This is a genomic window from Streptomyces sannanensis, assembly GCF_039536205.1.
In the GTDB taxonomy this organism is placed as follows: Bacteria; Actinomycetota; Actinomycetes; order Streptomycetales; family Streptomycetaceae; genus Streptomyces; species Streptomyces sannanensis.
The window spans coordinates 6,913,305-6,935,239 of record NZ_BAAAYL010000001.1 but is presented as its reverse complement, the minus strand read 5'-3'; the positions used below and the strand labels follow the sequence as shown (position 1 = coordinate 6,935,239).

18 protein-coding genes and 3 pseudogenes are annotated in these 21,935 nt (G+C 69.5%); 15 read left to right on the top strand and 6 right to left on the bottom strand.

Features of this window, described 5'->3' with window-relative positions; all coding sequences use genetic code 11:
- The first annotated feature begins 124 nt into the window (after window positions 1–124).
- The gene (locus tag ABD858_RS32400; RefSeq protein WP_345034142.1) at window positions 125–250 is read left to right on the top strand and encodes a hypothetical protein; all 126 of its coding nucleotides are present in this window, start codon (window positions 125–127) and stop codon (window positions 248–250) included.
- 262 nt (window positions 251–512) lie between these two features.
- Complete coding sequence (locus ABD858_RS32395) at window positions 513–2,453, top strand: multicopper oxidase family protein (protein ID WP_345034145.1); 1,941 nt, start codon at window positions 513–515, stop codon at window positions 2,451–2,453.
- Window positions 2,454–2,576: 123 nt separating this feature from the next.
- On the opposite strand, the gene ABD858_RS32390 is transcribed toward ABD858_RS32395, so the two are convergent.
- The gene (locus ABD858_RS32390) at window positions 2,577–2,861 is read right to left on the bottom strand and encodes a DUF1540 domain-containing protein (RefSeq protein WP_345034147.1); all 285 of its coding nucleotides are present in this window, start codon (window positions 2,859–2,861) and stop codon (window positions 2,577–2,579) included.
- A gap of 189 nt (window positions 2,862–3,050) precedes the next feature.
- On the opposite strand from ABD858_RS32390, the pseudogene ABD858_RS32385 reads away from it, so the two are divergent.
- The 3 genes and pseudogenes from ABD858_RS32385 to ABD858_RS32375 all read left to right on the top strand — a co-directional run.
- Window positions 3,051–3,599 (top strand): annotated as a pseudogene (locus ABD858_RS32385) (nickel-dependent hydrogenase large subunit); the annotation flags it as partial.
- Complete coding sequence (locus ABD858_RS32380; protein ID WP_345034149.1) at window positions 3,596–4,060, top strand: hydrogenase maturation protease; 465 nt, start codon at window positions 3,596–3,598, stop codon at window positions 4,058–4,060. The pseudogene ABD858_RS32385 and the gene ABD858_RS32380, both read left to right, overlap by 4 nt.
- Before the next feature lie 292 nt (window positions 4,061–4,352).
- On the top strand, window positions 4,353–4,652 hold the full coding sequence (locus ABD858_RS32375) for a dsRBD fold-containing protein (RefSeq protein ID WP_345034150.1): 300 nt from the start codon (window positions 4,353–4,355) through the stop codon (window positions 4,650–4,652).
- 6 nt (window positions 4,653–4,658) lie between these two features.
- Here ABD858_RS32375 and ABD858_RS32370 read toward each other — a convergent pair whose 3' ends face one another.
- Complete coding sequence (locus ABD858_RS32370) at window positions 4,659–5,540, bottom strand: universal stress protein (protein ID WP_345034153.1); 882 nt, start codon at window positions 5,538–5,540, stop codon at window positions 4,659–4,661.
- A gap of 231 nt (window positions 5,541–5,771) precedes the next feature.
- Here ABD858_RS32370 and ABD858_RS32365 point away from each other — a divergent pair, with 231 nt between their 5' ends.
- The 3 genes from ABD858_RS32365 to ABD858_RS32355 all read left to right on the top strand — a co-directional run bounded on the left by ABD858_RS32365 (window position 5,772) and on the right by ABD858_RS32355 (window position 7,138).
- A complete protein-coding gene (locus tag ABD858_RS32365) occupies window positions 5,772–6,149 on the top strand; it encodes an Hsp20/alpha crystallin family protein (RefSeq protein ID WP_345034156.1) in 378 nt (125 codons plus the stop codon).
- A 135-nt stretch (window positions 6,150–6,284) separates the two neighbouring features.
- The gene (locus ABD858_RS32360) at window positions 6,285–6,560 is read left to right on the top strand and encodes an SHOCT domain-containing protein (RefSeq protein WP_425586135.1); all 276 of its coding nucleotides are present in this window, start codon (window positions 6,285–6,287) and stop codon (window positions 6,558–6,560) included.
- A 5-nt stretch (window positions 6,561–6,565) separates the two neighbouring features.
- Window positions 6,566–7,138, top strand: coding sequence for a hypothetical protein (locus ABD858_RS32355; RefSeq protein ID WP_345044216.1), 573 nt, complete (start codon window positions 6,566–6,568; stop codon window positions 7,136–7,138).
- 590 nt (window positions 7,139–7,728) lie between these two features.
- On the opposite strand, the gene ABD858_RS32350 is transcribed toward ABD858_RS32355, so the two are convergent.
- Window positions 7,729–8,217, bottom strand: a complete 489-nt coding sequence (locus ABD858_RS32350; protein WP_345034157.1) for a carboxymuconolactone decarboxylase family protein — start codon at window positions 8,215–8,217, stop codon at window positions 7,729–7,731.
- Window positions 8,218–8,344: 127 nt separating this feature from the next.
- On the opposite strand from ABD858_RS32350, the pseudogene ABD858_RS32345 reads away from it, so the two are divergent.
- From ABD858_RS32345 to ABD858_RS32330, 4 genes and pseudogenes are all read left to right on the top strand, one after another.
- Window positions 8,345–8,504 (top strand): annotated as a pseudogene (locus ABD858_RS32345) (pirin family protein); the annotation flags it as partial.
- 272 nt (window positions 8,505–8,776) lie between these two features.
- Window positions 8,777–10,720 (top strand): APC family permease, encoded by a 1,944-nt coding sequence (locus tag ABD858_RS32340; RefSeq protein ID WP_345034158.1) that lies wholly within the window; start codon window positions 8,777–8,779, stop codon window positions 10,718–10,720.
- A gap of 262 nt (window positions 10,721–10,982) precedes the next feature.
- A complete protein-coding gene (locus ABD858_RS32335) occupies window positions 10,983–13,664 on the top strand; it encodes a SpoIIE family protein phosphatase (protein WP_345034159.1) in 2,682 nt (893 codons plus the stop codon).
- A gap of 122 nt (window positions 13,665–13,786) precedes the next feature.
- Complete coding sequence (locus ABD858_RS32330; RefSeq protein ID WP_345034160.1) at window positions 13,787–14,932, top strand: ABC transporter substrate-binding protein; 1,146 nt, start codon at window positions 13,787–13,789, stop codon at window positions 14,930–14,932.
- 110 nt (window positions 14,933–15,042) lie between these two features.
- Here the strand turns inward: ABD858_RS32330 and ABD858_RS32325 are convergent.
- A pseudogene (locus ABD858_RS32325) lies at window positions 15,043–15,490 on the bottom strand (winged helix-turn-helix domain-containing protein); the annotation flags it as partial.
- Between the two features lie 194 nt (window positions 15,491–15,684).
- Between ABD858_RS32325 and ABD858_RS32320 the strand changes: the two are divergent.
- The 3 genes from ABD858_RS32320 to ABD858_RS32310 all read left to right on the top strand — a co-directional run bounded on the left by ABD858_RS32320 (window position 15,685) and on the right by ABD858_RS32310 (window position 19,757).
- Entirely contained in the window at window positions 15,685–18,087 is a 2,403-nt protein-coding gene (locus ABD858_RS32320) for a glycosyltransferase (RefSeq protein WP_345034161.1), read from the top strand.
- 155 nt (window positions 18,088–18,242) lie between these two features.
- Entirely contained in the window at window positions 18,243–18,662 is a 420-nt protein-coding gene (locus tag ABD858_RS32315; RefSeq protein WP_345034162.1) for a hypothetical protein, read from the top strand.
- Between the two features lie 135 nt (window positions 18,663–18,797).
- Window positions 18,798–19,757, top strand: a complete 960-nt coding sequence (locus ABD858_RS32310; RefSeq protein WP_345034164.1) for a glycosyltransferase family 2 protein — start codon at window positions 18,798–18,800, stop codon at window positions 19,755–19,757.
- 144 nt (window positions 19,758–19,901) lie between these two features.
- Here the strand turns inward: ABD858_RS32310 and ABD858_RS32305 are convergent, their stop codons facing one another.
- Both ABD858_RS32305 and ABD858_RS32300 read right to left on the bottom strand, forming a co-directional pair.
- Complete coding sequence (locus tag ABD858_RS32305) at window positions 19,902–20,519, bottom strand: DUF4232 domain-containing protein (RefSeq protein ID WP_345034165.1); 618 nt, start codon at window positions 20,517–20,519, stop codon at window positions 19,902–19,904.
- Between the two features lie 166 nt (window positions 20,520–20,685).
- Complete coding sequence (locus ABD858_RS32300; RefSeq protein ID WP_345034166.1) at window positions 20,686–21,933, bottom strand: PP2C family protein-serine/threonine phosphatase; 1,248 nt, start codon at window positions 21,931–21,933, stop codon at window positions 20,686–20,688.
- Window positions 21,934–21,935 lie beyond the last annotated feature (2 nt).

Here is a 21,935-nt window from a genome sequence, read left to right as displayed (position 1 = left end):
GCGGCCGCTCGGTGCTGCCCCTTCCCCCACTTTCCGCCGACGCCCCCTACGACGGCAGAGCCGAATGGTCCCGTCAGGGGGCTGAATGTCTCAGGACTGCAGGTGCCACGCGCGGGAACCCGGCATGCAGGCTCGCGTAGACCGGCTGAGGCGCAGGACGGAGGCGAACCGCGCGATCTTCATGGTCGAGCCGTTCTCGGGCCGTAGGCAACGCCCGGCCAACAACTCCTTTGGGGCGCCCAACTACTGACAACGGCCCCTCCCCTCGACAAGCCCTGAAGCCGCTCGCCACGACGCGGCAGCGGTGGCGGAAGGCGCGCCCAAAGGTACCCGGGTTGCCGGGCGGCAGCCGGGCCGGACCACGCCCGGCGGTCCTGGCCGGGGTTGCAGTCGCCACCGTCATGCGCAGCCACCGGGCTGATGGGATGATTGCGGGTGGCCGGCAGATCGCTGTGTCGCCACTGGTGCCGTGCAATTCCCCGCTGACCTGATCCGAGGTGTGGAGGAGACCCATGATCAGCAGACGGCGTGTCCTTCACATCGGTGTCGTCGGCGGAACGTCTTTCTTTCTCCTTCCCACGAAGGCAACGTCGCGGGCCGCGCTCGCGGAAACAGGAGTCCTTGATCCGTCGGCAATAGAAAAGTACGTCGCCGAGCTGGTGATACCTCCGGCCATGCCGCTGGACGGCCGGGCCGGCGCGGACAGCTACACGATCGGCGTTCGGCAGTTCCGGCAACAGGTGCTCCCCCCGGGCAGGCCGACCACAACGGTGTGGGGATACGGGTCGACCGGGCGTCCGGAAACCTTCCACTACCCCGCCTTCACCATCGAGGCCGAGTACGGCCGGGCAGTCCAGATCAGATGGGTCAATCAGCTGCTGGACGCGAACGGCAGATACCTGCCGCATCTGCTGCCGGTCGACCCCACGCTCCACTGGGCGAACCCGCCGGGCGGGGCGCCGGGGCGGGACTCACGCCCCACGTTCACCTCGACACCCGGACCGTACAGAGGCCCGGTGCCCATCGTGACCCACCTGCACGGAGGGGCGAACGAAGAGGAGAGCGACGGCTACGCCGAGGCGTGGTACCTGCCCGACGCGCACGGCATTCCCCGCGACTACGCACGGGTCGGATCCTTCTATGAAGAGTTCGCGACGAAGTCCGCGGCGCGGTTCGGTGTGCCTTGGGACCCCGGGGAAGCCGTCTTCCACTACGCCAACCGCGGCCGGGCCGCCACGCTGTGGTTCCATGACCACACCCTGGGCATCACCCGGCTGAACGTGTACGCCGGTATGGCGGGCTTCTACCTGCTTCGCGGCGGGCCGTCCGACCTTGAGGAAGGCATCCTGCCCGGGCCTGCACCCAGGCCTGGTGACCCGTCCGGTACGCGTTACCACGAGATCCCGATCGTCATCCAGGACCGCTCGTTCCGCACGGACGGAAGCCTGTTCTATCCAACGAGCCGAGCGCTCTTTGACAAGTTCAAGGGCCCTTATGTGCCCGGCAGCGACATCGCGCCGATCTGGAACCCGGAGTACTTCGGCAACGCGATGGTCACCAACGGCAGGACATGGCCGGTACTGCCCGTGGAACCGCGCCGCTACCGGTTCCGGCTTCTCAACGGCTGCAATGCACGCACCCTGATCCTGAAGATCGTCAGCGACCCGGTGACGCGCAGGCCGGCATTGGCAGCGCTTGCTCTGTGGCAGCTGGGAAGCGAGGGAGGCTTCCTGCCCGCACCGGTTCGGCGTGAGGAGCTGCTGCTCGCGCCTGCCGAACGCGCCGACATCATTGTCGACTTCACCTCCCTCCCGGTCAGTGCGGAGCTGTACCTGATCAACGAGGGACCGGACGCCGCGTTCGCGGGCGGCACGGCCGGGACGGACTTCGCCGCGGCGGACCCGATGACCACCGGGCAGGTCATGAAATTCGTGATCAAACCGCTCGCCACAGCAGACACGTCAACACCTCCCTCACAACTCACGCTGCCACCATTCGAGCCACTGGGCGCGGCCGACCGCACCCGGCGAGTCTCGCTCAACGAGTTGGCGTCTGCTCGGCTGCCGCACGTGGGCCCCCGCGAGGTACTGCTCGGCACGTTCGATCCGCATGGCAAGCCGCAACCACTGGGATGGGACGACCCCATCACGGAGAACCCCGCGCTGGGGTCGACGGAGATCTGGGAGATCCACAACCTGACGAAGGATGCCCACCCCATTCACATCCATGAGGTTCAGTTCCAGATCGTCGACCGGCAAAAGATCCCGGCGGGCAGCCGTCGGCCTCCGGAAGCATGGGAGCGCGGTTTCAAGGACACAGTGCTCGCTTATCCGTATGCGATTACCCGCGTCAGGGTGCGCTTCGGCCAGGCTGGCCGATACATGTGGCACTGCCACATACTGGAGCACGAGGACAACGAGATGATGCGGCCCTTTCGCGTCGGGCCGGCCTGACATCCCACCGGGGTCGCGCCGCCGGCAGTGGGCCTCGGGCCATGACCGCCACCGTCGGTCTCGCCCCGTGCGGAGGCGCCGACGCCGACATACCAGGAGGGCAACCCTTCACCGGACGGCTCCTCAGCACGCGTTGCAGGTCAGACAGTGGGCATCCTCCTGGCCGGAGCCGACGGAGATGCCCGGTGCCTGGCATTCGAGACGCGTGTTGTGCCGACAGCCGGTCATCTTGCATGCCCGGACCTGCCCGACGGCGGCGGGATCACCGCCCTTGGACGAGGTGACGAAGAACGTGTCGCACGGCGCGTGGGGAGGATCGCCGACGGTGATGGCCAGCGCGTGGCACGCGGTGCCCACGTTGTACGAGCACGACTCCACAGCGCACTCGTTGATGAAGGGCATCTCCATGGGGCCTCCTGGCATCTGGCGCACGCGCCAGGACTCAGCGGTGGCGGACTGGCGTGTCGCGCGAATGCTCAGTCCTCACGGTGCTGTGGCTCTCCCCCGACACGGCGTGCTGGATGGGCCAGGAATCACCCGAAGAGCAGGAGTGCGTCAGAAGTAGGTCGGCTCGGACTGAGCGTCGGACAGTGACAGTCCACGCTCGACGGCCGCCGTTTTCTGACCGGCTCCCTGGCCCGTTACGCGATCAGCGGTCGGTGGCTGCATTCGGCTGCGGCCGACGCGGCGCGGCAGGCAGGCCTCGGCGATCCGGCCGGAGGCGCCGTGTGCCGCAACCCGTTCCGCAGCATCGTGGTCCGCGCGGTCGAGGTGGTCCACGCGATCGAGGAGGCGCTGCGGATCATCGACGCGTACCGGCCACCGTCCGGGCCGTATGTCGCCGCCCCGCCGAGGGAGAGCACCGGCTTCGGGGCGACCGAAGCCCCACGCGGACTCCTCTTCCACCGCTATGCCATGGATGCGGAGGGCAATCTCACCGCCGCCCGCATCGTGCCCCCCACGGCCCAGAACCAGGCCGCCATCGAGGAGGATCTCCGCCGGCTGGTGCAATCACGGCTGGACCGGCCCGGCACCCCCGCCACCGACGAGGAGCCGACCGCACTGTGCGAGCGGTCCATCCGCAACCACGACCCCTGCATCTCCTGCTCGGAGCATTTCCTCGACCTGACCGTGGAACGCACATGACCGGCCGGGTGGTCGTCATCGGTGTGGGCAACCCGTTCCGCCGCGACGACGGCGTCGGCCCGGCCGTGGTCGAGGCACTGCGCGCCGCCGAGGTGCCCGCGGACACGCTGACCGTCAGCGACGGCGAACCCGCTCGGATGCTCGATCTGTGGGGCCGTCAGGACACCGTAGTCATCGTGGAGGCGGTGCACGCGCACCCCGGACACCCGGGACGACTGCACACACTGCGCGCCGAGGACGCCGCCCGGTACGCAAGCGATTCCGCCAGTAGCCATGCCCTCGGCCTCGGCGAAACCATCGCTCTGGCCGCCGCCCTCGACCGGCTGCCCCGCGAACTCGTGGTGCATGCGGTCGAAGGAGCGGATTTCACCCTGGGCACCGGGCTGAGCCCCCTGGTCCGGTCGGCGCTCCCGGAACTGACCCGCCTGGCCGCCGACACCGTCCGTACCGCGCGGGCCTGATCCTCGATTCCTGCGGCGGCCGCCCCCACCAGGGCCGTACCGATCGTCGGCACGGCGGACTGCCTGGTTCTGGCATACGCCCCGCCCCTGGCTCGGTTCTGTGGGGAGTGGTGGTGATCGTGCTCGCCTGAACGTCACGGCCTACGACCTGTGCAACGCGCTCACCCGCGCCTGGTGATGCCGGCCGGGAACCACGCCCGTGAACGTACACCGCCCCTCGGGGACCCCCGTCGTCCCGCTGGTGGAATGCCGCGCCGGCGCAGCTCGTTCGGCCCGTAGGGAGACGGGAACTATGACCGGAACCGCTGAAGACGAACGCCGGGCCACCAAGGAGTGGAAGCCGGCGCTGTCCCTCTTCAGGGAGGGCTCGGGCACCGTGGCTCGGGTCGTCCTGGACACCGGCGACATTCTCCAAGGCCACGCCGAGGCGCATGACAGCCCGCAAGACGGGCCGGTGCCCGAGATCGGCGACGAACTCACCGCTGAGCGAGCGCTGGTATCACTGGGGCAGTGTCTGATCCGCGCAGCGGCCGCCGACATCGAGGACATGGAGTCCGACCACTGGGAGAACAGCGCATGGTGGACACCGTGAGCGCCTTCATCCGCGGGGAATGACAGCCACTGGGCAGTGCGCATGGTGCAGGACGGCAGGGGTGACGCGTCCCATCAGTGCGCCGATCGAATGCGCAGGCCCCCTGGCGCCCACCACCAGGAGATCGGCATGGGAAGAGGCTTCGACCAGCACGTTGGCGGGGGACCGCTCCGTTTTCACCTCGTCGCTGATGTCAACGTCCGGGAACTCCCGTCGGACGGATTCGACGACACCTCCCGCGCCTGCGGTGGCCTGCTCCCCCGCGCGCGCTCGCGCCTCGTCGGCGATGAGTGCCACGCTCTCCAGGTACTGGGGGAGTGTCCACGCGGTCACCAGGTGCAAGGCCGCCTTGCGGCGGGCGGCGGTGCGCCCCGCGCAGCGCGCGACCTCGAGATCCCGTTCGTCCCGCAGGCCCGCGAGGACGACTCCCCTCGGTGGCTGTTCCGTACCGCGGACCACGACCACGGGTCCTCTCGCGTGACTCGCCACCTTGAGACTGACCGAGCCCAGCAGGAGGGCGGGGAATCCGCTGAGGCCACGGGAGCCCACGACGATGGTCGCGGTGTCGCCCGCCGTCCCCAGCAGGCTCGTGTCGGGGCGGTCCCCGCTGACAGTGGTGGTGACCCGCAGGTCTGGCACCTGCCCGCGGGCATGCTCGGCCGCTTCGTCCACGATGAGGTGCGCCGCGTCGTGGACGAGGCGGATGGTGTCGGGGGCCAGGTTTCCGCCCCAGGCATCGATGCCGGTGGCGTGCACGATGTGCAGGGGCTGGCTGCGGGCAGCCGCCTCCCGAGCGGCCCACTTGACCGCCGGTACGGCGTCGGGTGAACCGTCGGTGCCCACCACCACCGGCCCGTCCGCCGGGCTCTCCGCGGTGTGTGCGTCCATGGGACCTCCTCACCGGTCACCGGTCGCGGTCGGCTTCATTGGGTCCGCAGGCCTCGCCGGGCAGGTGTACGCCACGCAGAATGGAAGTGCGTCAAATATCCCTTTTCTTCTCAGCGGAGGTGAGCCGCGATGACCCTGCCCGTGCGACACCGTCCAGGCCGACTGCTGGAGCGGGGGTTCCCGGGTTGGCCTGCGCCGGTATCGGCCGAGTTCGATGAGTTGTTCGACCGCATGAGCCGGCTGTTGGAGTCGGCCGCCATGCCCGCCATGGGCGAGGCGATGGCCTGGGCGCCGCTGGCCGATGTGCGCGAGACCGATGACGCCTACGTAGTCGAGTGCGAATTGCCCGGCATCAAGCGCGAGGATATCGATGTCGAGGTAGGCGAACGGGAGCTGACCATTACCGGCGAGTTGAAGGAGGGCGAACGTTCGGGCACCCTGCGCCGGAGCACTCGCCGCTCCGGGTGCTTCGAGTACCGGGCGCTGCTGCCCACCGAAGTGAAGTCCTTCGACGTCAGCGCGACCCTGGCCGACGGGGTACTCACAGTGACCATGCCCAAGGCACAGGCCGCGAAGCCGCGCCATGTCGAGGTCACCCCCCAGTCCTGACCGGCTGCACGCCGCGGCCCGACTGACCAGGCGCCGGGCCGAGGCCCCAGTGGGCGGAAAGCAGCCGGCGCCCACCCTGGTACATGGGGGCCGATGGCCTGCCCGCCGGCTGAGCAGACTCCGCGAGGAGAGGCGATGACGATGATGTGGTACGACGGCGGATGGGGGTGGGGCGGCTGGTTCGTGATGGCCGTGATGATGGTCGTGTTCTGGGGGCTGGTGATCGCCGGTATCGTCGCCGTCGTCCACTACGTCGGTGACGCCCGGCGGGACGGCCGGGCCGCCCCGGCCGATGAGCGGGGATGGGGGCAGAGGCGGGCCGAGGAACTGCTCGCCGAGCGGTTCGCTCGCGGGGAGATCGACGAAGACGAGTACAGACGGCGCCGGGCCTTGCTGCGGGAGCCTCCGTGAGTGCGATGCGCCGCAACGGCGTGTGGCTGATCGTGGCGGGAGCCGCGGCCGCAGTGATACTCGGTATCGCCACCACGCTGATGCTCGCTGCAACCGGCGCCTTTCACGGCACGCCCCGTGCGGGCCTGGTCCCGCCGCGGGCGCGCTGTGCGGCCCCCGCCCTGAAAGGCCAGGTCGTGGCTGTCACCTTGGCCGACATGGGTCCCGGGATGATGGGCGGTCCCGACCGGCCGGACGCGATGCGGCTGTTCGTCAGCCCCGGCACGGTTGCGACAGGCACGGTGTCGCTGCGGGTGTTCAACGCAGGAGTCCGCACGCACGAACTACTGGTGCTGCCGCTGCCGGGAGGACAGGCTGTTGGGCAACGTTCGACGGGCTCCGGCGGACGGATCGATGAGTCGGGCAGCCTGGCCGAGTCGTCGCGCAGCTGCGGTGCGGGGGCCGGGGCCGGCATCACCCCCGGTGCCACGTCCTGGACCACGCTGCCACTGAGGCCGGGCCGCTACGAGCTGGTGTGCAACCTGCCCGGTCACTACTCCGCCGGAATGTACGCCGAACTCGACGTCACCAGCCGCTGAGAGCGACCCCATCCGCCATGTGCCGCCAGGCAACGCAGGACAACTGGACGGCGTGGTCTCGCTCTCCGAGCGCCCGGCCTACCTGCGACGGCCGCCAGGGTGTGAGAAACCGGAAACCGTTCCAGTGACCGGCCTACTGGATGCGCTTCAGGCCGACGGACTGATCGCGCGCGAAGGGAACCCCATGGACCGTCGGGCGACGCCGGTCTCCCCCACCGAGCAGGGCCGCTCGGTCACGGCGGCGCAGACCGCCGCCCCGGCCGCGGCAACCGGGACTGCGATGTCTCGTCGTCGGACGCGGTGCATCCCATCGAGCCTCAAGTGCCGTACATCTGCGCGGTCATGGAGCAGATGGCTCGCGCGATGGCGTCGGTCTCCTGCTCCATCGGGGTCCGGTGCGGCGGCGCGACGACCTTGGCGCGGGACGCACGTACGGAAGATCGTCCGCGCGGCCGCACCCGGCCCCTCGGGTCAGCTCGTCGCGCGCACCGCGTCACGGATCAGGTCTGCGACAGCGCATCAAGGCCCGTCGTTCCTGATGAGGGGCACCTGGCCGGGCCGAGCGGCCACCGGGTGCGCGCCCCGTGCCGTCACTGCCGGGGGATCCCGCGGACGGGATGCCTGCTCATGATGGAGACCCGGTTGAAGGCGCCGATGGTGATCGCCACCCAGATCACCGCGGACACCTCGTCCTCGGTCAACACCTGACGGGCGGTGTCGTAGGCGGCCTGGTGCGCGTCGCGGTCGGCGGTGTCGGTGGTCACCTCGGCCAGAGCGAGCGCCGCGCGCTCCCGCGGCGTGAACAGTTCCGTGTCCCGCCAGGCGGCCAGCACCCCCAGCCGCCGCGTGCTCTCGCCCGCGCGCAGCGCCGCCCTGGTGTGTACGTCGAGGCAGTAGGCGCAGCCGTTGATCTGCGACACGCGCATGTTGATCAGCTCCACGACGACGTGGTCGAGCCCGGCCTCGGCGGCGACCGCACGAACCGCTTCGGACGTCTGCACGAGTGCGTGGTAGGCCTTCGGGCTCCGCTTGTCGATGAAAATCCGCGGGGCTTTCGAATCCGTTGCGCCGATGTTCAATGTGGGACTCCTTCGGGGCTGCTTCCAGATCGTGTGTGCTCACCGTGTGCCGGTCGGCTCGATCAGCCTACGATCGAACAACTTATGTTGAAAATGAAATCATTTCGTCGTCGGGAGGCGATGCATGATGAGCAACGTCGAAGTGGAAGCCGCCGGACCGCGCTGCGGAGCACCGGGGAGCGACGCCGGGTGGAGAGTCGACATCCTCCTCCCCGCGTGACGTCCCGCTGGGCGGCCCACGAGCAATGACCGTACGCCGTGCATTGCCGCAGCGCGCCCGGACCTTGCACCAATGCCGTCACGCCGGGCCGGCCTTCCCGTCGCCTGTTGCACTCGAGCGCACCACTTCTGGCCCGGAAGCGCGCGGAGTTGTGCGCAAGCCGCTCGGTCGGGTGGCAGGGACGGAAGCGGACACGAAGAGCCCAAGGTCGCCGCGTCCCCCGGCGAGTCACGGCCGCCCGGGTGGCAGACCCTACGTGAGACCGGTATTCGGTTCCTTACGCCTGCCCGGCCGTTCAGTCGACGGCTGGATCTTTGCCGTACGACGGGAGCACCGCGAATGGCCGTCCCCGCCCGACCCAGTCGCCTGCGCGCGTGGTTGCTCGAAGGCTTGACCGCCGAGCCGAGGCAGCGTCCGGGCCCGCATGCGGAGACCCCCGCCGTGCACAAGGGACAGCGATGGTGGCGGGTCATGTGCCTGACCGGGCTCGACTACTTCTCCACCCTTGGCTACCAGCCGGGCATCGCGGCACTGGCCGCCGGCCTGCTGTCGCCGCTCGCGACCATCGTGCTGGTGGTGCTGACCCTGGTGGGCGCGCTGCCGGTGTACCGGCGGGTGTCCGAGGAGAGCCCGCACGGTGCGGGCTCGATCGCCATGCTGGAACGGCTGCTGCCGTTCTGGAAGGGCAAGCTGTTCGTACTGACGCTGCTGGGCTTCGCCGCGACGGACTTCCTGATCACGATCACCCTGTCGGCGGCGGACGCCACGGCGCATCTGGTGGAGAACCCGCACTTCACAAGTGTCTTGAAGGGCCATCATGTCCCGATCACGCTCTTGTTGATCGCGCTGCTCGGCGGCGTGTTCCTCAAGGGTTTCGGTGAGGCCATCGGGCTGGCGGTGGTGCTGGTGGCGTCGTATCTCGCGCTGAACGCCGTCGTGGTGTCCGTAGGGCTGTGGCATGTCATCACCGCACCAAACGTGATCACCGACTGGTCCCATGCACTGACCACCGACTACGGGAATCCGCTGCTCATGATCGGCGTGGCACTGGTGGTCTTCCCCAAACTCGCACTGGGTCTGTCCGGATTCGAGACCGGCGTGGCAGTCATGCCGCATATCGAGGGTGCCCCGGGAGACACCGAGGAGAGGCCGGTGGGCCGTATTCGCGGGACGAAGAAGCTGCTGACCACGGCTGCCGCCATCATGAGTGTCTTCCTGATCAGCAGCAGTTTCATCACCACCCTGCTGATCCCGGCCAAGGAGTTCGAATCCGGTGGCCGGGCCAATGGGCGTGCCCTCGCCTATCTGGCCCACGAGTACCTGGGGTCGGCGTTCGGGACGGTCTACGATTTCTCCACCATCCTCATCCTCTGGTTCGCGGGCGCCTCCGCCATGGCCGGCCTGCTCAATCTGATGCCGCGCTATCTGCCCCGCTACGGCATGGCTCCGCACTGGGCGCGTGCGGTGCGCCCCATGGTCATCGTCTTCACCTTGGTCGCCTTCCTCGTGACCTGGATCTTCAACGCGAACGTCGACGCCCAGGGCGGCGCGTACGCCACCGGTGTCCTGGTTCTCATCACATCGGCCGCGGTCGCCGTCACCATCGCCGCGCGCCGGGCCGGGCAGCGTGGCTGGACCATCGCCTTCGGGGCCGTCTCCGCGGTCTTCGTCTACACGACGGCCGCGAACATCGTCGAGCGGCCCGACGGTGTGAAGATCGGCGCCTGCTTCATCACCGGCATCATGGGACTTTCGCTTGCATCCCGTCTGGCCCGGGTCTTCGAGCTGCGGGTGACGGATGTGTCCTTCGACGACATGGCCGCGCGTTTCATCCGTGACACCGCCAGCCGCACCATCCGTTTCATCGCCAATGAGCCCGACCGTCGCGACATGGCCGAGTACCGCGAGAAGATCAAGCAGATCCGTGCGGACAACGACGTCCCGGACGGGGACGATCTCATGTTCGTCGAGGTCACTGTCCTCGACCCGTCCGAGTTCGAGTCCGGGCTGCGGGTACACGGCGAGGTGATGCACGACCGCTACCGCGTCCTCACCCTGGAGAGTTCCAGCGTCCCCAACGCGCTCGCAGCACTGCTGCTGCACGTACGGGACGAGACCGGTCAGCGACCGCACATCTACTTCGAGTGGACCGAAGGCAATCCCCTCGCCAACTTTCTGCGGTTCTTCCTGTTCGGCCAGGGAGAGGTGGCGCCCGTCACCCGTGAGGTCCTCCGCGAGGCCGAACCGGATCGCGCCCGACGGCCGCACATCCACGTCGGCTGACGAACGTGCTCCGCGCCGGGCAGCCGGAGGCCCGGCGTCGTATCCACGTCCTGGGCACCTGCGGGGCTCGCTGATCGCGATCGCCGGGCGACCGTCTCGCTCCCTGCAGTCAACAGCCCATAACGGTTAGAAATGGAATATGCACGGCTTTACAGGGCATCTCCGGCTTCGCCGTTCAGGACGTGCCCGCCAGGAGCATCGGGAGCACTCCCGGCCCCACAGGGGAAGGGGACGGCCGCGGCGCCTGTCCTCCCTGCTGAGCGTGCGCAGCGTGGCCGGTCAGGTGTTCCTCCTGCAGCTGGCTGTCGTGGTGCTGCTCGTCGTCGCCGCGGTGGTGGCCCTCGTGGTGCAGGCCCGGCGCGACGCCATGCTGGACGCCCAGCACCGTACGCTCGCCGCCGCCGGGACGTTCGCGAGCTCTCCGGGAATCCTCGAGGCCCTGCGCAGCCCCCATCCGAGCGCGGTGCTCCAGCCGAGCGCCGAGGCGGCCCGGAAGGCGGCCGGGGTCGACGGCATCAACGTGTACACGCTCGACGGGATCACTCTGGCCCACAGCAACCCGGAACAGGTCGGGAAGCACGTCGTCGGCCCCTTCGCCGAGGCCGCGGCCGGCAAGTCATTCACCAAGACGTTCAAAGGCTCCCTGGGGCCGTCCGTGGTCTCGGTGGTCCCCGTCAAGGACGCCGTCGGCTCCGTCGTCGCCGTCGTTTCCTCCCCGGTCACGGTCCAGAACGTCCAGGGCATGGTGAACCGGCAACTGCCGGTCGTCCTGAGCAGCGCGGCCGCGGTGCTCGCCCTGTCCGCGGGCGGAACGGCACTGGTGAGCCGTCGGTTGCGGCGGCAGACCCATGGCCTGGGTCCGGTCGAGATGACGAGGATGTACGAGCACCACGACGCGGTGCTGCACGCGGTACGGGAGGGCGTGCTGATCGTCGACGGCGACGGACGGCTGCTGCTGCTGGCCAACGACGAGGCGCGACGGCTGCTGGATCTGCCGATGGACGCGGAAGGGCGGCACGTCGCGCTCCTGGGCCTGGAGGAGGGGATCGTCGAGCTCATCGGGTCGGGCCGTACCGCGACCGACGAACTGCACATGGCAGCCGACCGGCTGCTGGCGGTCAACGTCCGGCCCACCGCCCCCTTCGGGCAGGCCGGGAGCGTGGTCACGCTGCGGGACACCACCGAACTGCGGGCGCTCTCCGGCAAGGCCGAGGTGGCTCGCGAGCGGCTGAAGCTGCTCTACGACGCGGGAGTGCGGATCGGAACGACGCTGGACGTGGAGCACACCGCCGAGGAGCTGGCGGAAGTGGCGGTCCCCCGGTTCGCCGATGTCGTGACGGTCGACCTGCTGGACCCGGTGCTGCACGGCGAGGAGCCGCCCGAAGCGAGCACCGAGATGCGCCGCACCGCCGTCGTCGGCCTTCAGGGCGACCATCCGCTCTATCCCGTGGGCGAGCTGATCCGGTTCGTTCCCACCAGCCCCAGGGGCGCCGGGGTGGCCGGCGGCCACCCGGTCCTGGAGGCGGACCTCAGCGCCACCCAGAGCTGGCGGGCCCAGGACCCCGCCCGCGCACGCGGGATTCTGGACCAGGGCATCCACTCCCTGATCGCCGTGCCCCTGCGGGCCCGGGGCGTGGTGCTGGGAATGGCAGGCTTCTGGCGGGCGCAGGCCTCCCCGCCGTTCAACGAGGAGGATGTGTCCTTCGCCGAGGAGCTGACCGCCCGGGCGGCGCTGTCCATCGACAATGCCCGCCGCTACACCCGCGAGCACACGATGGCCGTCACCCTGCAGCGCAGCCTGCTGCCCCGCGTCGTACCGGAGCAGTCCGCCGTCGAGATCGCCCACCGCTATCTGCCCGCCCAAGCCGGGGTGGGCGGTGACTGGTTCGATGTCATCCCGCTGCCCGGCACCCGGGTGGCCCTGGTGGTCGGCGACATCGTCGGCCACGGTCTGCATGCCGCCGCCACCATGGGCCGTCTGCGCACAGCCGTGCACAACTTCTCCACCCTCGACCTGCCCCCGGACGAGCTCCTGAGCCACCTGGACGAGCTGGTCGTCCACATCGACACCCACGAGGGCACCCGCGAGCAGGAGTGGCAGGGGATCACCGGAGCCACCTGCCTGTACGCCATCTACGATCCCGTCTCCGGACAGGTGACCGCCGCCACCGCCGGCCATCCGGGACCCGCTGTGGTGCGCCCCGACGGAACCGTGTCCTTCCTCGAGATGCCGGTCTCCCCGCCGCTGGGCCTGGGCGCGGGGCTGCCCGTGGAGACCGCCGAGCTGACCCTGCCCGAGGGCTCCACGCTGGTGCTCTTCACCGACGGGCTGATCGAAAGCCGCGACCACGACCCGGACGCCGGCCTGGCGGCGCTGCGCGCCGTCCTGACCGGGCCCACCCGCGCTCCGGAGGAGACCTGCGCCGCGGTGATCGACGCGATGCTGCCCGCCAGGCCCAGCGACGACATCGCGCTGCTGGTGGCCCGCACCCGCCGGCTGGACCCCGCGCAGATCGCCGAGTGGGACGTGCCCCCCGACCCGGCGGCGGTGTCCCCGGTACGCAGCGCCTGCTCCCGTCGGCTGGCGGACTGGGGCCTGGAGCACATCGCCTTCACCACCGAGCTCATCCTCAGCGAGCTGATCACCAATGCCATCCGCTACGGCACCGAGCCCATCCGGGTAAGGCTGCTGCACGACCGCAGCCTGATCTGCGAGGTGTCCGACGGGTCCAGTACCTCCCCGCACCTGCGCCGGGCCGAGACCACCGACGAGGGCGGCCGCGGGCTGTTCCTCGTCGCCCAGTTCGCCGAGCGCTGGGGCACCCGCTACACCGCCCGCGGCAAGATCATCTGGACCGAACAGGCCCTCCACGGCCAGGCCGCCCCGGCCGGGGAGGATCTGGGAGAGGCGCTCCTCGCCCAGTGGGACGACGAGGCGTTCTGAGAACGTGCCGGCAGGACAGCCGTTCGACGGGCAGCGGGCGCCACCGACCGACACTGCGCTGTCGAGGCGGCCGACCGTACGCTGGCTTTGATGAGTTCGTGATCGCCCGTTATGGAGCCTTCGTGCCTGCACCTCGTCTCCGTACAGCCGTCGTCGCCGTCTGTCTGACCCTCGCAGCGATACCCCTCGGCGCCTGTGGAGAGACTCCCCCCAGCACACCCAGAGCGCCCTCGGTGGCCACCTCCGCCGCGGACGCGGGCGGCATGACCGCGCTGACCGCGGCGGCGAAGAAGGAGGGCAGGCTCAACGCGATCGCGATCCCGCCCGACGAGGCCAACTACGGCGCACTGATCGACGGCTTCGAGAAGAAGTACGGGATCAAGGTCGTGGTGGAGAACCCGTGGGGCAACAGCCAGGAAGAGATCAACGCCATCAAGGAGCACAGGGGCAACGGCCGCGCCCCCGACGTGGTCGACCTGGGTGGATCGTTCGCGCAGTCCGCGGCCCGGCAGCATCTGCTCGCTCCGTACAGGGTCGCCGCATTCGCCGAGATCCCCGAGAATCAGAAGGACCCGCGGGCCCGCTGGTACAACGACTACGGAGGCTACATCTCGATCGGCTGCGACGCCCACCGTGTCAAGACCTGCCCCGCGACCTTCGCCGATCTGCGCAAGCCCGAGTACAAGGGCCAGGTCGCGCTCGACGGCAACCCCCCCAGGTCCGGCTCCGCCTTCGCCGGAGTGTACGCGGCGGCCTTGGCGAACGGCGGTTCCTTCGACGACATCCAGCCCGGTGTCGACTTCTTCGCCGAGCTCAGCAGGAGCGGCAACTTCATCCCGGTCGAATCCACCACGGCCACGATCGCGAAGGGCCGGACGCCGATCAGCATCTCCTGGGACTTCCTCAACCTCGGATACACCGACGAGTTCCGCGCGAAGGGCGTGGACGTGGACTGGCGGACCGCCATACCCTTCGACGGCAGCTTTGCCCAGTACTACGCGCAGGCGATCAACAAGCACGCCCCGCACCCGGCGGCGGCACGTCTGTGGGAGGAGTACCTCTTCAGCCCCGAGGGCCAGAACCTCCGGCTCGGAGCCTATGCCCGCCCCGTCCTGATGAACGCCATGGAGAAAAACGGCACCCTCGACAAGAAAGCCGCGGAGAAACTGCCGACGGTCGAAGGCACGCCGACGTTCCCGACCGAGGCACAGCGGGCGAAGGCGATGAAGACCGTCGACCGCGGCTGGACCGAGGTCTTCCCGGGCTGAGGGCCGGGCAACTCGAAGGTCGGTCGCTCGCGTTGTCCGGCTGGTCGGCGAACCCGGTCACGACCACAGTCGCGCCGAGTGCGGCGCGGGCACGTACGGAGGCGAACGGCTTACGCACCGATGTCCCCGTCGGCTTCGAGGCGGTAACCCGCTCCTCGTACGGTCGTGATGGACCGACGCCCGAACGGGGCATCGATCTTGCGGCGCAGGGCACTGATGTAGACCTCGACGATGTTCGGGTCACCCTCGTAGGCGAAGTCCCACACCTCGGCGAGGATGTCGGACTTCGACACGACCTGAACCAGGCCGTACGGCCAGCTGGCGCAGCACGGCGAATTCCTTCGCGGTGAGCGTGATCTCCTGCCGTGCCCGGTGGACGCGCCGAGCGTCGGGGTCCACGGTCAGGTCGCCGATGCGCAGCACCGGGGAGCCGGCGCGGGTGCGGCGGCGCAGCAGTGCGCGGACACGGGCGACGAGGACGAGATAGGAGAACGGCTTGGTGAGGTAATCGTCCGCGCCGGTGTCCAGGCCCTCGGCCTCGTCGTACTCGCCGTCCTTTGGATGCTGCTCTCGGTGCCGGGTCAGGACCGCAAGTGCGACCTGGGTCACTTGCGGCGGCGGGCCCGGAGTGCGGCGACAGCAAACCGTCGGGCAAACGGCGCGCCTCCCGCGGTGGACCGCGCGGGTGAATGTTCCGCCGAGGTGTCCTGCCGGGAAATCCCGCCGGCCAAGCGGCCCGACATACTGTGCGAATGCCTGCACAGAAGGAAATTCCTGCCCTGATCCACCAGACATGGAAAGACGCGGATCCACCCCCGAAATGGCAGAAGTGGGCTGATTCCTGGCGGCTCCACAACCCCGACTGGGGGTACCGGTTGTGGACCGACGCGGACAATCGCGCATTCCTCCAGGAGCACTATCCGTGGTTCCTTCCGGTCTACGACGGCTATCCCGAAGCGATCATGCGGGCCGACGCAATTCGCTATTTCCTGCTCGATCATTTCGGCGGGCTCTACGCGGATCTGGACTTCGAGTGCCTGAGCCCGGTGTCCGAAATCCTCGATGGGCACGAACTCGTCCTCGGCTGCGAGCCCGAGGCGCACACCAGGCTGCTGCTGGCCCGTCGGCGCGGGTTCGGCCGCATCATCGGCAACGCGTTCATCGCGTCGCGGCCGGGCCACCCCTTCTGGGCCCATGTGCACCGCCGGCTGGTCGGCGCCCACAAGCTGCCGAGCACTCTGGACGCGACAGGTCCGTTCTTCCTCACCAGAGCGATCGACAGCGCCCCGGAGCCCGGCTCGATCACGGTTCTCGGCCCGGAAGTCCTGTACCCCGAGGTGAGCCCGTACGCGACCGAGCTGTTCGGCCCGCAGGATGCCGACTACGACCGTGCGTACGCCGTGCACCACTGGTCGGGCAGTTGGACGTGCGACACCGACGGGGCGCCGCGGATCTCGGCCGGCAAGCGGTTCCCGTTCTGGGCGAGCCAGGAGCTGCACCAGCTCGCCGACGGCATGCTCAGCCTCGATGCGCAGCGCCGCCGCTGGGCCTCGGGCGCGCCCGCGCCGACGGTGTCATGCCTGATGGTGACCAAGGACCGCTCGGCGACGGCGCGACGCGCGATCACGTGCTTCCGCAACCAGACCTACCCGAATCTGGAACTGGTCGTGGTGGAGGACGGCACGAGTGACGCCCTCGAGCAGCACATCCGCGACCTGGGCGACTCCCGGATCCGCCATCACCGGCTCCCCCCGGAGGGGCGGACATTGGGCGAACTGCGCAATGAGACGGTGGAGCGGGCCACCGGGCCCTACGTATGCCAGTGGGACGACGACGACCTGTACGACCCGGAGCGGGTCGAGACGCAGATGGCGGCGATTCTCGCGCTCGGCGCCGAGGCGTGCTTCCTCGTCCGCGAGCGGCTGTGGTGGCCCGCCCGGCACAAGCTCGCGATCTCCTGTGCGCGGGTCTGGGAGGGGTCGATGGTGTGCGCGAAGGACCGACTCCCGCGCTACCCGGCCCAACGCCGGGGCGAGGACACCCCGGTGGCGGAAGAGGTGGTCCGGACCTGTCGGGTCGTACAGGTGGACGCGCCCGAGCTGTACACGTACGTATGCCATGGGAACAACACGTTCAACGAGTCCCATTTCGCCGAGCACTTCGATGTGGCGACCGAGATCTGGGCCGAACCGGGCGCCTACACCGAGCAGTTGCTGGCCATGGCGACCCGGCTGCCGATCGAGCCGGCGGACATCGCCCACGCCGAGACCGGTCCCGCCGCCGCCCGGGCCTCCGAGCGGAGACAGCGGGAAGCCGTCGAGCCCGCTCCGGCACCGGCGAGCGAGCGACCTCTCCTGCTGGTGCTCACACCCGTCAAGGACGCGGCCACGTTCCTGCCCGGCTATCTGGACCGGCTTCGCGCCTTGGACTACCCGCGCGAGGCGATCTCGCTGGGCCTGCTGGAGGGCGACAGCCGGGACACGACGCCGGAGCTGCTCCAGCAGGTCCTGCCCGGCCTCGAGGCGGAGTACCGGCGGGTCACCCTCGTGCGCCGCGACTTCGGCCTCCAGTTGGCCGGACCCCGTTGGGAGCCCGGCATCCAGCGCCGGCGACGGTCGGTGCTGGCCAAGGTACGCAACCATCTGCTCTCCCGTGCCCTCACGGACGAGGAGTGGGTGTTGTGGCTCGACGTCGATGTCACCGGTTACCCGACCGACCTCGTCCAGCGCCTGCTCGGCGCGCGCAAGGACATCGTCGTGCCGCACTGTGCCACCGCGCCCGGTGGGCCCACGTACGACCTCAACACCTTCGTCCTTCACCCCAGGGCCGGCACGCTCAACTGGTCCCAGTGGCTTCGCGACGGCATCCTTCAGCCCCCCAGAGGATTCGGCCGTACCTACCTCGACGAGTTGCGCGGGCAGGGACTCCTCCGCGTCGACTCGGTCGGCGGTACCGCGTTGCTGGTACGCGCCGACCTGCACCGCGAGGGCCTGACCTTCCCGCCCTTCCCCTACCAGCACCTCATCGAGACCGAGGGGCTGGCCGCGATGGCCCGGGACATGGGCACCGCATGCTGGGCGCTGCCCGACCTGGAAGTGCTGCATCCGCACCATGCCCAGGAGGTGGCTCACAGCGAGGCCGTGTCGCTTTCCTGAACGGCGGGGTCGCAAGGGCTCCGGCACAGCCGGTAACAGTGCGTAGCCCTTTTGACACACTATGTGTTCAAATCTTACGGTGGTGGTACTGCCCTGCCGTGGAGTCGACCGGCATCACAGGGCAGGTCCTCCAATCCCCAGGAGAAAGGCCCGCTATGAGAGCCCGTGTCATCACCTCGCTGGCGCTCCCCGCCGCACTGGCCACCGCCGGACTGCTCAACACCGCGGAGGCGGCCTACGCCGCCCTCGGCCCGGACACGCCGACCGCATCGGCAAAGCAGGAGCAGCCGATAGGTGACGTCACCTTCATCCCCGGAACCGATCGCCCGTGTCCTCCGATAGGCAACGTCACGATCACGGACTACGGGCACTGCTGCACGCCTGTGGGCAACATGACCGTCACCGACTACGGGCGCTGCTGTACGCCCGTGGGCAACATGACCGTGACCGACTACGGCCACTCCGCGCCCGTGGGCAACGTCACCATATGTGACTACGGCCACCACAGGCACGAGAGGCCGCACCACAAGAACGAGCACAGGTACGAGCACAGGTCGTGGCAGTACCAGGGCTAACAGCCGCTCCGGCGTGGCCCTGGAACAGGGCGGGGGGCACGCCCGACGCCCGATATGCCGGAACCGGTCATCGGATCCCCCTGGATCCTCCCCCTTCCCGTTCCCGTTCCCGTTCCGAAGCGAAGGACCGCGCGTATGTCCCACAGTTCCGCTCCTGCGGTCTCGGTGGTCATCCCCTGCCATGGCTACGCCCGCTATCTGCCCGAGGCTGTGTCCAGCGTCATTGCCCAGACCTTCGACGACTGGGAACTCGTCATCGTCGACGACGGCAGCACCGACAACACGGTCGAGGTGGCCGAGGCTCTGATCGCCGGCCATCCCGACCGGCGCATCAGGCTGCTCCAGCAGGCCAATGCCGGTGTCTCCGCCGCGCGCAACGCCGGGATCGAGGCCGGCACCGGCCGCTATATCCTTCCGCTGGACGCCGACGACGTGATCGCGGCCACGATGCTGGAGAAGACCGTCACGGTCCTGGACAGCAACCCCGGCATCGCCATCGCCTCGACCGATGTGTTCACGTTCACCGACGACGATCTGCCCCCGCAGGCGATGCCCCTCCCCGCCTACAGCAGAGAACTGCTGCTCCAGCGACTCATCATGTTCTACTGCTCGCTGTACCGCCGTGAGGCCTGGCAGACCGTGGGCGGGTACGACGAGAGCATGCGGGCAGGTGAGGACTGGGACTTCTGGATCGGCTGCGCCGAACACGGCTTCGATGCTCACCATATCCATGAGCTGCTGTTCGGGGCGCGCAACAAGGACACAGGACTCCACCTGGAAGCCGCAGAGAACGACCTGGCCATCCGGGCGCGGATCGTGGCCAACCACCCGAGCCTGTTCAAGCCGATCACCCGTGGCTGGGCCCAGGCCGTGCTCAGCCAGGACGCGGAAGCCTGCCTGCGGGACGAGCACGTACCCGACGACATCCTCACCCGGGCCGCGGAGATGGATCAGTTCCTCGGTGCGGTCATGGCCCTGCAGCGCACCGCGCGGGTGCAGTACTACCACATCCAGCGATTGGAGAGGGAGCTGGCCGCTCACAACGGCACCGCCGGCCCGACCGTCCAGAGGGTTCCGACGGCTCCCGCCATCTGATCGGTGACGGTCGAGATCCCAACCGTCCACCCGCTGGAGGAAGCCGGCGCGGCGCTGGACGCGAGCCTCGCCGGCCATGCCCGGAAGCGCGTCACCACGCCCTGGACAGGCGGACGACGGGCCCCTCGGTGACGCCTCCCGGCCTCAGGAAGGCTGCACCGCCGACACCGCGGTGACGGTCACCTTGTTGTCGCACTCGGCGAAGAGCCCGTCCTCCAGGGCGACTTGGTGCGCCCCGGCCCCTGGCAGGCCCACCACCAGAGTCGGGTAGCTGAACGGCGTGGTACCGGATTCGCAGTAGCCGTCGGCCTCGCCCTGGACCTGGACGAAGGTGAGCTTCACCCATGCCGTGCCACCCGCAGCGAGCGCGACCGGCGACGCGGAGCCCGTGCGGGTCACCGCCAGTGGAACGTTGCGGTCCGGTGATCCGTTGCCCGCCCCCGCGACCGTCGGAAAGCCCTGCAGGGTGCACGGGTGCCCGGAGGTGTTGGTGAATCCGACGACCGCCGCTCCGATCCCCGTGCCATTGGGCCGGACCGCCGCCTGATGCGCGTCCGCCTTCAGCTCGCCCACGGTGCACGGAGGCACCGGTGCCGCACTCGCCGGTGATGCGCTCCCCGCGGCGGGTGACGAGGCGGCGGAGCTCGGCGCGTCCGCCCCTGCCTCGTCACCGCCGGACCGGCACCCGGTCACCAGGAGTGCGGCCGCGGAGGCCACGACCATCGCCACCGCGGCGCTGCGAATGCTGTTGCCGTACTGCATGACGCCTCCCGAGCGGAATGGAGGGGTGCCGGTCACTCGCCGGTGCTCGCCTCCGTACACACCGCCTTGCCGGGCGGCGGTTTCTCCGTCCGGTCGGCTGTGACACGACGGTGACGAGAGAGCGGCGGTGGAGGGTCCGTCGTGCACAGGGGGATGGACACGGCGGTCAAGGGTGGGGCGGGGTGCGCAGGGCGAGCACGGCCATGTCGTCGTGACCGCCGGCCAGCCGGCCGTCGGCCAGCGTCCGGCACAGTTCGTCCAGCGGGAGGTGGGCCTGCTCGGTGACCATCCGGGCGAGGTCGGCCAGGGACTCGTCGAGGGCGCGGCCGGGATGTTCGACCAGGCCGTCGGTGAAGAGCACCAGGGTGGTGTTCGCCGGCACGGGATGTGTGTGGTCCGGGCGGGGCCGCCGGGGATCCACGCCGAGGGGGAGGCCGGGTTCGCCGTCCAGGTACCGGGCACTGCGGTCGGGGGTGACCATCAGCGGCGGGAGATGACCCGCGCTGCTCCAGCGCAGCGTCCATGCCGGGCCCGTGGGCTCGACGCGGGCGAGGCAAGCGGTGGTGACGGGGCTGTCGGTGATGGCGTCCAGAGTGCGGTCGAGCTGGGAGAGCACGGCGCTGGGCGGGGTCAGCCGCTCGTACAGCAGGGCACGGAGCATGCTCCGTGTCTGAGACATCACCGCGGCGGCGTGCAGATCGTGGCCGACGACGTCGCCGATGACCAGCGCACATACCCGGTCGGGAAGGAACAGGGCGTCGTACCAGTCGCCGCCGAGCTCGCGGCCGGCCGCCGGCCGGTATTCGGCGGCCGCGGTGAAGGGTGCGAGGTCGGGCAGGCGGGGCAGCAGGAGACGCTGGAAACGTTCCGCACCGGCCCGGACCTGCTCGAACAGGCGCGCGTTCTCGATCGCCACGCCCGCGGCGCCCGCGAGCGCCACGACCACGGCCTGATCGTCACTGTCGAACGGCTGCCCGTCACGCCGGTCGGACAGATACAGGTCCCCGTACACCTCGTCCTGCACCCGGATCGCGGTTCCGAGCAGCGTACGCATGGGTGGGTGTCCGGGAGGGAAGCCGACGGATTCCGGGTGGGCGGAGATGTCGTTCACCCGCAGCGGTTCCGGGTGGTGGATCAGGTGCCCCAGCAGGCCCTTGCCATGAGGTGCCCCGACATCGGCCATGCGCTCCAGCTCCTGGTCGGTCAGGCCGAGGGTGATGAACTCCTCCAGCTTCTCGTGCCGCTCGTCGAGGACGCCGAGAGCGCCGTAGCGGGCGTCGACGAGATCCATCGCGGTGGAGACGATCCGGCTCAGCACAGCGGGCAGCTCCAGCTCCGTGCTGATCGCACGTATGGCGCCCAGCAGCCTTCTCAGCCGGTCCTGGGCCGCGCCTGCCCCGTCGTCATTCCTCATCG